The organism is Bradyrhizobium sp. WSM4874 (assembly GCF_055811835.1).
The window spans coordinates 34,869-47,604 of record NZ_JBVVPR010000038.1 but is presented as its reverse complement, the minus strand read 5'-3'; the positions used below and the strand labels follow the sequence as shown (position 1 = coordinate 47,604).

The 12,736-nt window shown below is 64.1% G+C and carries 11 protein-coding genes; 8 read left to right on the top strand and 3 right to left on the bottom strand.

The window, feature by feature from the left end; translation table 11 throughout:
* The 7 genes from AC0L3P_RS29975 (at position 1) to AC0L3P_RS29945 (ending at position 7,988) form a co-directional block, all read left to right on the top strand.
* Positions 1-1,659 carry a hydantoinase B/oxoprolinase family protein gene (locus AC0L3P_RS29975; protein WP_473307503.1) on the top strand — a complete coding sequence of 553 codons (1,659 nt, stop codon included), beginning with the start codon at positions 1-3 and terminating at the stop codon, positions 1,657-1,659.
* 39 nt (positions 1,660-1,698) lie between these two features.
* Positions 1,699-2,697 carry a TRAP transporter substrate-binding protein gene (locus tag AC0L3P_RS29970; RefSeq protein ID WP_247400993.1) on the top strand — a complete coding sequence of 333 codons (999 nt, stop codon included), beginning with the start codon at positions 1,699-1,701 and terminating at the stop codon, positions 2,695-2,697.
* Positions 2,698-2,706: 9 nt separating this feature from the next.
* Positions 2,707-3,300 (top strand): TRAP transporter small permease subunit, encoded by a 594-nt coding sequence (locus tag AC0L3P_RS29965; protein WP_354065906.1) that lies wholly within the window; start codon positions 2,707-2,709, stop codon positions 3,298-3,300.
* A 34-nt stretch (positions 3,301-3,334) separates the two neighbouring features.
* Positions 3,335-4,639, top strand: coding sequence for a TRAP transporter large permease (locus AC0L3P_RS29960; protein ID WP_354204673.1), 1,305 nt, complete (start codon positions 3,335-3,337; stop codon positions 4,637-4,639).
* A gap of 359 nt (positions 4,640-4,998) precedes the next feature.
* A complete protein-coding gene (locus tag AC0L3P_RS29955) occupies positions 4,999-6,717 on the top strand; it encodes a pyrroloquinoline quinone-dependent dehydrogenase (protein ID WP_275169622.1) in 1,719 nt (572 codons plus the stop codon).
* A 118-nt stretch (positions 6,718-6,835) separates the two neighbouring features.
* On the top strand, positions 6,836-7,186 hold the full coding sequence (locus AC0L3P_RS29950) for a c-type cytochrome (RefSeq protein ID WP_275169621.1): 351 nt from the start codon (positions 6,836-6,838) through the stop codon (positions 7,184-7,186).
* 34 nt (positions 7,187-7,220) lie between these two features.
* Entirely contained in the window at positions 7,221-7,988 is a 768-nt protein-coding gene (locus tag AC0L3P_RS29945) for a substrate-binding periplasmic protein (RefSeq protein WP_275169620.1), read from the top strand.
* Between the two features lie 85 nt (positions 7,989-8,073).
* On the opposite strand, the gene AC0L3P_RS29940 is transcribed toward AC0L3P_RS29945, so the two are convergent.
* The gene (locus AC0L3P_RS29940; RefSeq protein ID WP_473307499.1) at positions 8,074-8,718 is read right to left on the bottom strand and encodes a glutathione binding-like protein; all 645 of its coding nucleotides are present in this window, start codon (positions 8,716-8,718) and stop codon (positions 8,074-8,076) included.
* Between the two features lie 116 nt (positions 8,719-8,834).
* On the opposite strand from AC0L3P_RS29940, the gene AC0L3P_RS29935 reads away from it, so the two are divergent.
* The gene (locus AC0L3P_RS29935) at positions 8,835-9,479 is read left to right on the top strand and encodes a TetR/AcrR family transcriptional regulator (RefSeq protein ID WP_473307497.1); all 645 of its coding nucleotides are present in this window, start codon (positions 8,835-8,837) and stop codon (positions 9,477-9,479) included.
* A gap of 170 nt (positions 9,480-9,649) precedes the next feature.
* On the opposite strand, the gene AC0L3P_RS29930 is transcribed toward AC0L3P_RS29935, so the two are convergent.
* Both AC0L3P_RS29930 and AC0L3P_RS29925 read right to left on the bottom strand, forming a co-directional pair.
* The gene (locus tag AC0L3P_RS29930) at positions 9,650-11,617 is read right to left on the bottom strand and encodes a methyl-accepting chemotaxis protein (RefSeq protein ID WP_275169617.1); all 1,968 of its coding nucleotides are present in this window, start codon (positions 11,615-11,617) and stop codon (positions 9,650-9,652) included.
* Between the two features lie 118 nt (positions 11,618-11,735).
* Positions 11,736-12,701 carry a 2-hydroxyacid dehydrogenase gene (locus tag AC0L3P_RS29925; RefSeq protein WP_473307494.1) on the bottom strand — a complete coding sequence of 322 codons (966 nt, stop codon included), beginning with the start codon at positions 12,699-12,701 and terminating at the stop codon, positions 11,736-11,738.
* Positions 12,702-12,736: the final 35 nt, after the last annotated feature.

Genomic DNA, 12,736 nt, shown 5'->3' with positions numbered 1-12,736 from the left:
ATGAGCAAGGCAAGCGGCGCGAGCCTGATCGACCTTCAGATCATGTGGCACCGGCTGATCGCCGTGGTCGAGGAGCAGGCGCAGGTGCTGCTCCGCACCGCCTTCAGCCCGATCGTGCGCGAATGCGGCGACCTCTCGGCCGGCGTCTTCGACCTCAAGGGACGAATGCTGGCGCAGGCGGTGACCGGCACGCCCGGCCACGTCAACTCGATGGCGGAATCCGTCAAGCACTTCATCACCCACTTTCCGGTCGAGACGATGAAGGAGGGCGACGCCTACATCACCAACGATCCCTGGATGGGCACCGGTCATCTCAACGATTTCGTCGTCACCACGCCCTGCTTCAAGGACGGCAAGCCGGTCGCGCTGTTTTCCTGCACCAGCCATCTCATGGACATCGGCGGCATCGGCTTCGGACCCGACGCCACCGACGTGTTCATGGAGGGGCTCTACATCCCCATGCTGAAGCTGATCGACCAGGGCGTCGTCAACGAGACGCTGATGGCGATGATCCGCACCAACACGCGGCTGCCGATCGACACCGAGGGCGACACCTACTCGCTCGCCGGCTGCAACGACGTCGGCTGCGAGCGCCTGGTCGAGATGATGACCGAGTTCGGCATCGACTCGCTCGATGCGCTCGGCGACTACATTTGCGACCGCTCGCGCGAGGCCGTGCTGGCCGAGATCGCCAAACTGCCGAAGGGCACCTGGCGCAACACCATGGTGGTCGACGGCTATGACGCGCCGGTCTCGCTTGAGGCGACGCTGACGATCTCGGACGAAGGCATTCACGTCGATTTCGACGGCACCTCGGCCGCGTCCAGGTTCGGCATCAACGTGCCTCTGTCCTACACCATCGCCTACACCGTGTTCGGTCTCGGCTGCGTCGTCGCCTCGCAGATCCCGAACAATGCCGGCTCGCTCTCGCCGCTGACGGTGTCGGCTCCGCCAGGCGCGATCCTCAATGCGCCGAAGCCGGCGCCGGTCGCCTCGCGTCACATCATCGGCCAGATGCTGCCCGACGTCGTGTTCGGCTGCCTGCGCCAGATCATTCCGGAGCGCGTGCCCGCGGAAGGCACCTCGTGCCTGTGGAATCTCAATGTGCGTGGCCAGACCCGCTCGGGCGCCGGCGGCAATTACGGATTCTCGATGGCGGTGACCTCCAATGGCGGCACCGGCGCGCGCTTCGTGAAGGACGGGCTGTCGGCGACCGCCTATCCTAGCGGCGTGCGCGGCACGCCGGTCGAGATCGCCGAGACGCAGACGCCGCTGATCTTCTGGCGCAAGGAACTGCGTCCGGATTCCGGGGGAGCAGGGCGCACCCGCGGTGGCCTCGGCCAGATCATCGAGGTCGGCAGCGGCGTCGATGCGCCGTTCGACATCCTGGCGGCGTTCGACCGCATCGATCATCCGCCGCGGGGCCGCGATGGCGGCAAGAACGGCGAGGCCGGCTATGTCGGCCTGAAGTCCGGCAAGAAGCTGCGTGGAAAGGGCTTTCAACAAGTGCCGCCGGACGACCGGCTGGTGGTGCTGACACCAGGCGGTGCCGGCATCGGCGATCCCCGGGAGCGCGCGCCGAGAGCCGTCAACGACGACATCGAAAGCGGCCTCGTGTCTGCCGACAACGCGGTTGCAGTTTATGGGCATACGCGATGACGCCTCAGGCGTCGTGCGCGTAGCAAACGGAGGGGCTCAATGATCACGCGACGGAATTTTACAGCGGGCGCAGCAACGCTGCTCGCAGCCGGCCACATCTCGACCCGCGCGCGGGCGGCGACGGTGAGCTGGGACATGTCGACGGTATGGCCCGACGGCAATTTCCACACCCAGAACGCGTTTGCCTTCGCGGAGGAGGTGAAGAAGCAGAGCGGCGGCTCGGTCGCGATCACCGTGAAGGCCGGTGGCCAGCTCGGCTTCAAGGGCCCCGAGCATCTGCGCGCCGTGCGCGACGGCCTGGTGCCGCTCGCCGACGTCCTCAATATTCAGCAGGTCGGCGACGAGCCCTTCATGGGCGTCGAGAGCATTCCCTTTCTCTGCGGCTCGATGGACGAATTGAAGGTGTTGCACAAATATGTGCGGCCTGAATACGAGAAGGTCGCCGCGCGCAACAACCAGAAGATCCTCTACATCGTGCCGTGGCCGACGCAATATCTGCATCTCAAGGTCAAGGTTGCCGATGTCGACGGGTTGAAGAACATCAAGATCCGCGTGCCCGACAAGAATGCCGTCGATATGCTGGCCGTGGTCGGCATGGCGCCGGTGATGATTCCGTGGGGCGAGACCATCCCGGCGCTGGCCTCGGGCGCGGTCTCCGGCGTATCCACCTCGGCGGTGTCGGGCGTCGACGGAAAATTCTGGGAATTCCTGAAATACATCTACCCGACCAACCACGTCTGGTCGTCGCAGATGCTCACCGTCAACCTCGATTCCTGGAAGGCACTGAGCGCCGATCAGCAGCAGCTCGTCGCCGGTATTGCCGCCAAGATGGAGCCGGGCTTCTGGGCGAACTCGCTCAAGGCGGACGTCGACAGCCTCAATCGCCTCAAAGAGGGTGGCATGGAGGTGGTGCCGGTCTCGGAGGCCATGATCACGGACATTCGCGCCAAGACCGCGCCGCAGCTCGACGCTTTCGTCAAGCGCGTGCCGGCGGCCGACAAGCCGGTGCGGGCCTATCTCGCCGAAATGAAGCGCTGAGGCCGGGCCGTGGTCAGCGTTTCGCCGGCAGCTCCGCAGAGTCTCAACGCAGCGGCGCCGGCGCCGCTGCGCATCCTGCTCGACGGCATTGACCGTCTTGGCCGGCTGGACGGCTGGATCGGTGGCGGCTGCCTGCTGATGCTGACGTTGCTGATGCTGTGCGAGGTCGCAACGCGCTTCCTCTCGAACTTCCTGCCGTTCTTTCCGCCCACGATCTCGATTGCGTGGGAATATTCCTCCTATCTGATGGCGGCGTCCTTCACATTCGGCGCTGCCATGACATTGCGCGTCGGCGGCCATATCCGTGTCGTGTTGCTCCTGAAGAACGTCCCGGCCCCGTTTCAGCGCGCGCTCGAAATCCTGTCGGCCGCCGCCGGCTTCGCCTTCATGGCCTTCCTGACATCGTCGATGGCGAAGTTCGCCTTCGGCGCCTATGTGCGCGGCCAGGTTTCGACCTCGAGCGACACTCCGCTGTGGTTTCCGCAGGCCGTCGTCACCTTCGGCATGCTGCTGCTGACGCTCCAGTTCCTGGCGCGCGCGATCCAGGCCGTGCTCGGCCTGCCGCTGGAGGATCACCGCATGAAGGCCTCGCCCGTCGAATGATCGCCCTCGCGCCAGCCAGCGGACACCGGATTCCATGACCATTGAAGTCGTCGCTCTCTTCGCGATGCTGTTTGCGCTTCTGGCGTGCGGCGTATGGATTGGCCTAACGCTTGCGCTCACCGCGACGCTGCTGCTGGCGATGTTCCGCTCGATCCCGCTCGACAAGCTGCTGCCGCAATACGCCTGGAACATTTTGACGACGCAGGAGCTGCTGGCGCTGCCGCTGTTCATCCTGATGGGCGAGTTGCTGTTTCGCACCCGTCTGTCACGTTCGCTGTTCCAGGGGCTCGCGCCCTGGGCGGGGCTGCTGCCGGGTCGTCTTCTGCATGTGAACGTGATCGGCTGCACCATCTTCGCGGCGATCTCCGGCTCGTCGGCGGCGACGACGCAGGTGATCGGCCGCATGTCGCTCAACGAACTCACACGCCGCGGCTATTCTCGCGACATCGCGATCGGCTCGCTCGCCGGCGCCGGCACGCTCGGCTTCCTGATCCCGCCGTCCAATATCATGATCATCTATGGCGTGCTGGGCGACGTCTCGATCCTGAAACTGTTCACGGCCGGCGTGCTGCCCGGCCTGCTGCTGGCCGCCACCTTCATGGGCTGGGTGATGCTGCACACGACCCTCAACCCCGGCATGGTGCCGGAAACGGAAGCCAAACTCTCGCAGGTGCCTTGGCGCGAACGTTTTGCGGCGCTGAAGGACCTCGCGCCGGCGCTGTTCCTGATCGCCTGCGTGCTCGGCTCGATGTATGGCGGACTGGCGACGCCGTCGGAGGCCGCAGCTGTCGGCGTGTTCGGCGCGGCGCTGGTCGCCTGGGCGCAAGGCTCGATGTCGCAGCAGGTGATGCGTGACGTGCTGATCGGCTCGGTCGTGACCTGCTCGATGATCGCGCTGATCGTGCTCGGCGCCTCGATCCTCGGCAACGCTGCGGCCTTCCTCGGCATCCCGCAAACAGTCGCCGCCTTCGTGAAGGGGCTCGGGCTGTCGCCCTTCATGCTGATCGTGGTGTTGATTTTATTCTATCTGATCCTCGGCTGCTTCCTCGATGGCTTCTCGATGATCGTGATGACGCTGCCGATCGTGCTGCCGATCGTGAAGGGCGCGGGTTTCGACGAGATCTGGTTCGGCATCTTCCTGGTGCTCGCGGTCGAGATGGCTCAGATCACGCCGCCGGTCGGCTTCAACCTGTTCGTGATCCAGGGTCTGACCGACGACGGCCTCGGCTACATCGCGCGCGTCACGATGCCCTATCTCCTCATCATGGTCGGCTTCGTTCTGCTGCTGACGCTCTGGCCAGGCATCGTCACGATCCTCCCGAGGGTGCTGTACGGATAAATCCGTCTTGGGGCCTTGGCGTTACCGCCCCCGCACGCAGCAGTCTGAGATCTGCGAGCCGAGACAAACCGTCAGCGCACCTGACGTTTCCAATCCGCGCCGCGCGTCAAATTCGCTCCGTGCACGTATTGTATCTTTGCGCTCCTCGTCATCCGGCGTACGCTGCCGGAGCGAGGATAAGCGCAACTGCAACCAGTCCAGAGAACGTAGCACCTTTTGGCGATGTCCGCCGAGAGAGACCGAGAGCCGTTGATGGCTCGTATCGGATGGAGAAGAACCGACAGATAGCGGACTGCAGCATCCCTCGCGGCGGCATCTGTGAGACGCACGTTAAACAAACATAAAAGCGGGAGGAACGGATGAAGAAGCGTTGGTGTAAGTCTGGTCTACCTCTTGTTGCCGGCGCGACGCTGATGGTGTCGTCAGCCTTTGCCCAGTCCGTGGATACTGCGCGGATCGAGAACGGCGGTCAGAACGATTGGCTGACCTATCACGGTTCATACAAATCCTATCACTACAGCCCGCTGGCGCAGATCAATGCAAACAACGTCGGTAATCTGAACGTTGCCTGGACCCATATTCCAGGACGCTCGACCCGCGGCCTGCAGTCGATGCCGCTCGCGGCGGATGGCGTGCTCTATTACTCGGGTTCTTACAGCCGGGTCTTTGCGCTCAACGGCGCGACAGGCGAGGTGATCTGGTCCCATTTTCCGGAGCTCGACGAGGCCCTGATCTCCCGTCAGACCCATTCCCCCTACAATCGCGGCGTAGCGCTCGGCGAGGGCAAGGTTTTCGTCGGCACCATGGATGGCAGGGTTCTTGGCCTGGATATGAAGTCGGGGAAGGTCCTCTGGGAAACCAGGCTGATCGACTCGCAGAAGCTCACGGTCGGTTTCACCGGTGCGCCGCTTTACGCGAAGGGCACGGTGGTCATCGGAGCGCAAGGCGGTGAATGGCCGGGCCGCGGCCCGATCTTCGGCCTGGATGCCACCACCGGGAAGAAGAAGTGGGAGTTCTTGACCGTCGCCGGCACCGACGAGGCCATGAAGACGTGGGGAAACGATTCCTGGCGCACGGGCGGGGGCGGTGGCTGGATGCCGGGCACTTACGATTCCGAGACCAATACAATCCTGTGGGGCACCGCAAACCCGGCGCCGCTCTACGATTGGTCGGGCGCCGATTACAAGACGCAAGGCGCGCGTCCGGGCGACAATCTCTACACGAGTTCGGTGATCGGTCTCGACGTCGATACCGGCAGGCTGAAATTCCATCATCAGGAGTTGCCGCACGACGCCTGGGATTTCGACAGCGCGGTCGGCGAGTTTGTGATGCTCGAACGCGACGGTCAGAAGTTCGTAGTTCACCCGAACAAGGGCGGTTTCGTCTTCGTCTATGACCGCAACCTCGCCGTGAAGAATGTCTGGCGGCTCGTTGAGAACATCAATTTCGTCAAGGATATCGATCCCAAGACGGGTGCCTTGATCGGCCGTCGCGACTTCACGGCCGGGAAGGTTACCGAACCGCCGCTGTGCCCCTTCATTGGCGGCGGCGTCAGCTGGAATGCCGGCTCCTACAACCCGAAGACCGGCCTGTACTACAAGATCGGCCAGGAATGGTGCATGACGCTCGACGTCCAGAAGACGACGCCGGTCACAGCGCCCCAGGTTCAGCTCAACATCGGCGCCGATTTCAAGATGGTACCCCCTCCGGGCGGAGAGATTTATGGACATCTCGACGCGCGCGACCCCATCACCGGCGCCAAGAAGTGGGAGGTTCGCTATCCCGAGCCTCCGCTCGGAAGCGTGCTGTCGACTGCGGGCAATCTCGTATTCGTGCCCGACTCCCGCGGCATCCTTCATGCTTACGATGCCGAAACCGGGGCCGAGCTGTGGAGCCACAACAACGGCACGGGCCACCAGGGCGGCATCGTCAGCTATTCCGTCAATGGCAAGCAGTACATTGCCGTGGCCGCTGGCTTTGGCGGGATGCTGGCGGACGAATACGCGCCAAACTTCGGCGGCGTCTACAAGAGCATGCCGCGTGATGACGGGGCGCTCGTCGTCTTCAGCTTGAAATAAATCATCGCAGATTGCCGGGGAGCAGGCGCAAGCTTGCTTCCCGTGCATTGGAATTTTCGGGTGTGCTTCAGGACTCGTGCTTCGGGGCGTGGCGCTTCAGGATATGGAGCTGGATACCTTGAACTTGCATGTGAAGAAGATCACCGCGCTGCTATCGGCGGTGCTGGGCGCCTCGTCGCTGTATGCCGCACCGGTTCAGGCGCAGTCTGTCACTCCTGTACCCGACAACGGGACGTTCGACGTCGAACAGCTATTCGCGGGGACTTGCGGCTTTTGTCATTCCGCTGGCGGCCGGGCCGCCGGCAAGGGACCGCAGCTGATGGATTCCCCGCGCGACGACGACTATCTGCACAGCCGCATCAAGAACGGCAAGTCTGGTGCGATGCCGGCATTCGGCGGGGCCTTCACCGACGCGCAGATCGACCAGATCGTCAAATATATCCGCGCCCTGAAGCCGCGCGAGGGCTGAATCGATCGGGCCGATGTCGATACGAGGACGCGGAATGAAGACAGTTCTCCCGCTTGTGGTCGGCGCCGTGATCGCACTGCTGAATCCTGCGCAGGGGCGAACCCTGGACGCGATCCGCGCGTCCGGCGTGCTCGGATTGTGCGCCCATCCGAACTCGCTTCCGTTCGCAAGCAAGGCCGCCGATCCTCCCGGCTTTCAGATCGAATTGGGCCAGGCGCTGGCACACGAGCTCGGCGTCTCCCTGCGACTCGATTGGATCATCACCCAGTACCAGATGCGGAGCGCCGGTTGCGATATCGTTCTGGATGTCATCGCCGACCGCGAAGCGCAGGGTGAAACCCGCTTGAGAATCTCAAAACCGTATTATCGCACGGGCGTCGCACTCGCCGTCCCCTCATCCAGCGCGCTCGCCTCGTTCCAGAGCCTCAACGAGCATACCAAGGTCGGGGTGCAGGTCGGCTCCGTCGCTGCCATGATCATCAGCCAACGGCACGTCCCGACGTCGACTTTCGGCTTCGAGAGCGACAGCCTCGATGCCCTGTCAAACCATGAGATCGATGCCGCTGCGGTCACACCCGCCGCGGCGAGTTATTTCAACCTGACGCATCCGGACAAGGCACTCCGCATCCTGGATCGCGACGAGTCCATAGCCGATCTCAACTGGAACGTCGCGGTCGGCATGGTCCGTCCGGATGATGCATTGCGCGACACCATCGATGGAGCGGTTGAACGGCTGCGAAACGACGGCACGATCGATAGGATATACCGACGCTACGGGGTCGTACTCCACGCGCCGAAATAGCCAATTGTTCCGGGGCGCGGTCTGTCGCGCTGTTTAACCGGTCGTCCCGGCGCATGGGCCGGAACGACGGTCGTTTCGAGTGCCGCTACGCCGCAGCCTTCTTCCGCGCCTGCTCGGCCTTGTACAGCTCGAACTCTTCAGCGATCGCCTTGGCGATCGACGGACGTTGACGCTGGCGTTCGTAATAGGCCTTCACGTTCGGCCATTTGGCGAGCTCGATCGGCGGCGTCGCCATGGTCCAGTTGATGACCGTGACGAGATAGGCGTCGGCGACGCTGAAATGGTCGAGCAGGAAGTCGCGCCCCTTCAGGTAATCGTCGAGGTAGTCCAGCCGCGACAGGTTCTTCTCCAGCGCATAGGCTTTCGTCTCCTGCGGCGCCTTGCGGTCGAGCACCGGGATGAACAGGCCCTTGTGCAGCTCGGTGCCGATGAAGCAGAGCCATTGATGCAGCCGCGTGCGATCGATGCCCGCTGCGGCACCGAGGCCCGATTGCGGGAAGCGGTCGGCGATATATTGCAGGATCGCGGCGTTCTCAGTTAGCACCACGCCCTCATCGGTCCGCAGTGTCGGCACCAGGCCGATCGGGTTCACGGTTCGAAAGTCAGTGCCGTCGCTCAGCACTGTCTTGGTCGGCGGGTCGACTTCGAGATAATTCGCTTCGGCGCCGGCTTCATAAAGCGCAACGCGGGTCGCCATCGAACAGGCGAGCGGCGAGAAATAAAGATCCATCTTGAGCCTCCTTGGGCAATTCCTCGATGTGACTTCTGGAGTGTCGCTCAAACCGGCCAGATTGATTTTTGTACTGTCTTGCATATTATAGCGGCGGTCAAGGATTAAATTGCGAAATGGTACAAAAACAGAAGCCGCCAGCTGCTGCCACTGCACCCAAACGCCGTGGCCGTCCGCGCGCCTATGAACCCGACGTCGCGCTTGGCAAGGCGCTCGACCTGTTCCGCACGCAGGGTTTCGCGGCCACCTCGCTCGACGATCTCAGCCAAGCCACCGGCATGAATCGCCCGAGCCTCTATGGCGCGTTCGGCGACAAGCGCGAGCTCTACATCAAGAGCTATCAGCGCTACCGCGAGGAAGCGCGCGCATCGATGGTGGAGATCTTTCGCCAGGAGATGCCCGTGCGCCAGCGGCTGGAGCGCATCTTCGCCTCCGCGCTGAACATCTATCTCTCCGGCGAGACCGGCCCGCGCGGCTGCTTCACCGTGGTCACGGCGGCCTCCGAGGCGGTCGGCGATCCCGAGATCCGGGCCATGGTGCTCGATGGCCTCAACGAGCTCGACAAGGCGTTTGCGAGTTGCTTCCGCCGCGCCAAGGAGAAAGGCGAGTTGCCCGAGAGCGCCGATCCCGCCGTGCTGGCGCAGCTCGCTTCAGCGACCGTGCACTCAATCGCCATCCGCTCCCGCGCGCGTGTGTCGCGAAAGGAGCTCGAGGCGATCGTAAAGGGGGCGATCGACGTGATAGTGGGAGGAAAGAGCTAGGCAGTGCGTGGCGCGAGCTATCTCCCAAACGTGGTCCTGGCGAAAGCCAGGACCCGTAGCCACCGAATCTGGTTTGGCGAAGATTTGGAGTTGCCGCCGTCGCGCCGCAGCTTCTCCCTTGGGTAATGGGTCCTGGCTTTCGCCAGGGCGACACTGAGTTTGTAGCCTCGCTACGCCGCGCGAATATGCGCGAGGAAGCGATCCACCTCGTCGCGCAGCCGCTGCGATTGCTTTGACAGCTCGATCGCCGAACCCAGGACTTCCTCCGCTGCTGTTCCCGTCGCGGCGATGCCGGCGGTGACACCCGCGATATTTTGCGAGACCTCGCCGGTGCGGGCGGCTGCCTGCTGGACGTTCTGCGCGATCTCCTGCGTCGCGGTGCCCTGCTGGCCGACGGCGGCGGCAATCGCGGCAGAGATCTCGTCGACCTCCTGGATCGTTGCGCAGATCGACTGGATGCCGTCGACTGCGCCGGTGGTCTCGCCCTGTACCGCCGTCACCTGCGCGCCGATCTCCTCGGTCGCCTTGGCGGTCTGGGTTGCCAGCGCCTTCACCTCGGAGGCGACCACCGCAAAGCCGCGGCCGGCTTCGCCCGCGCGCGCCGCCTCGATCGTCGCGTTGAGTGCCAGCAGATTGGTTTGCTCGGCAATACCGCTGATGAAGGAGACGACGTCGCCGATTTTCTGCGCGGCGTCGGCCAGACTCTGCACGCGCTCATTCGACCGTCGCCCGTCGCTCGCAGCTTTGCCGACGACCGCCGTCGCGTGCGCAAGGCGCCGGCTGATCTCGGTCATCGACGACGACAGCTCCTCCGCGGCGGCAGCAACCGTCTGCACATTCTCCGAGGCGAGCGCCGAGGCCGACGACACCGTGCCGGTCTGCTGCCGTGACCGCTCGACGATATCAGACATCGAGCGCGCCGTGTTCTCCATCTCGACTGCGGCCGAGGAGACCGTGGTGACGACGTCGCGGATGCTGGCTTCGAAATTGTCGGCGAGCGCGGCGAACGCGCGTCGCTTCTCCGCTTCGGACTGCACCTTGGCCTCGAGCTGATCGGCCTGGAGCTTGTTGAAGCTCATCGCATTGTCACGGAACACCGCGACCGCCCTCACCATCGCGCCGACCTCGTCATTCGCCTTGCTGGCGGGGACGGCAACATCGAGATGTCCGTCGGCCAACTCGCGCATCACCGTGGTGATGGAGATAATCGGACGCGAGATGCTGCGGGCGATGAGATAGCCGACGATTGCGGCGAGCACGAGCCCGAGCGCGGCGATGCCGAATGCCAGCAGCCAGGCTCGGTCGGCGGAGGCCACATAGTCGGCATTGTCCATCACCAGTTCGACCGCGCCGAGGGGCTTGCCGGAAAAATCCCTGATCGGTCCGAGCAGCGCGGCCACCGGCGTTGTGTCGAGCTTGGCCTGCCGCATCGTGAAGTCACCGCCGGCGGCGCGGCCGTAATCGGTCGCGTCGAAGAAGCTCTTGCCCTTCAGCGTGCCGCCGAACAGCTTGAAGCCGCCGCCGTCCGCGAGATGGAAGGCGATGTCGACATGGCGGTTGGTCTTGAAGTCGTCGAGGAAGGACTGGCCGAAGGTCAGGCCAAATTCCACTGAGCCGAGATGCTTGCCGCCTTGCGCGATCGGCACCACGCCGCGGATCCCGAGCCCGGCCAGGCCGCCCTCGAGGCCGACCACGACCTTGTGCTCCTGATTGGCCATGATCACGGTTTTGCGGAAGCCGGAGAGGTCATCGCCGAATTTAGCAGGCTGGTGCACGCGCAGGAACGAGGTCGCGGGCGCCACGTGGAACTGGAACTGTTCGACTCCGTACTCCGATTTGGTCGCGGCAAACACCGGCCCGAACAGGCTGACCAAGGCATTGCGATCCTGCTTGGCCATCGCGTCCTGCGTCGCCGGCATCGCGGCGACGACGGCGCTCATGGCGGCGGCGCGGCGGGACTCCTCGGCGATGCGCGATTGCAGGGCATCGTAATGGCTGCGCAGCTCGCGCTGGTCGGCGCGGTCGATGATCCCCGCGATGATCCACATTGCACCGAGCACCGCAAACAGCGCGGTCGCCGCTGCCGTTACCGCCAGCGCAACCGTGATCCGCATCCTGAGGCCGAGCGTAAAGCGCATGTGCGACTCGTTCGTTGAGCGTTGATTAACAACGCGTATCAACTTCTCGCTAAGAGAGGGTGAACGGGATACCGGCCGGCGATCAGTGATTTTACGGGCTCGGGTGGCACATGAGGTCTCAGTATCCCCGCGCCCGGTCCACCACGTTCTCCAGCACACCACCCGCCTCGAACCGCGCGATCTGCTCGGCGACATAGGCCGAGATCGCATCGGCGTCGGTGTCGGCGGCGTTGTGCGGGGTCAGCAGCACCTTGGGATGGGTCCAGAACCGGCTGTCCGCCGGCTGCGGCTCCTGCACGAAGACGTCGAGCGAGGCGGCGCCCAGCGTGCCGTCGTCGAGGCAGGCCAGGATGTCGGCTTCGTTCTGAAGGCCGCCGCGGCCGGCGTTGATCAGCACGGGCGCACCGAGCGGGCTTTTGCGGTTGAGCTTGGTGAAGACATCGCGGTTGAGGATGCCGTGTGTATGGGGCGTCAGCGGCAACAGGATGACGAGAATATCGGTCGTGCGCAGGAACGCGTCGATCTGCCCGGCGCCATGGAAGCATTCGACGCCCGCGATGGTGCGCGGGCTGCGGCTCCAGCCGGCGACACGGAAACCAAGCCGCCGCAGCACTTCGGCCGCATCGGTGCCGAGCGTGCCCAGTCCCATGACACCGACCGTGACCGCGCTCGCCGGCCATTGATAGGTCGGCTCCCAGCGCTTTTCGCGCTGCGACTGGCGCAGATAAAGCTCCTGGCGGTGGTGCATCAGCACGTGCTGCACGACGTATTCGGTCATGCGGCCGGTCAGATCAGGCACGGCCACGCGCACCAGCGGCACGTTCGGAAGGCTCTTGTCCGCCATCAGCGCATCGACGCCGGCGCCCAGATTGAAGATCGCACGCAGATTGGGGAAGGAGCCGAGATCGCCCGGCACCGGCTTCCACACCGCGGCATAGTGCACCTCGGCCGGATCGAGCCCGGCATCGGGCAGCAGCACCACGCGGCGGCCGCCGCCGACCGCGTCGAACCGGGCCTTCCAGCGCTCCGGCAGCCAGTTTTGCTGCGTGCTGTTGATCAGGACGGCCAGTGTGCCCACGGTCATTCGAAGTGCCTCTTGAGGTTCCGCTTTTGATGGCC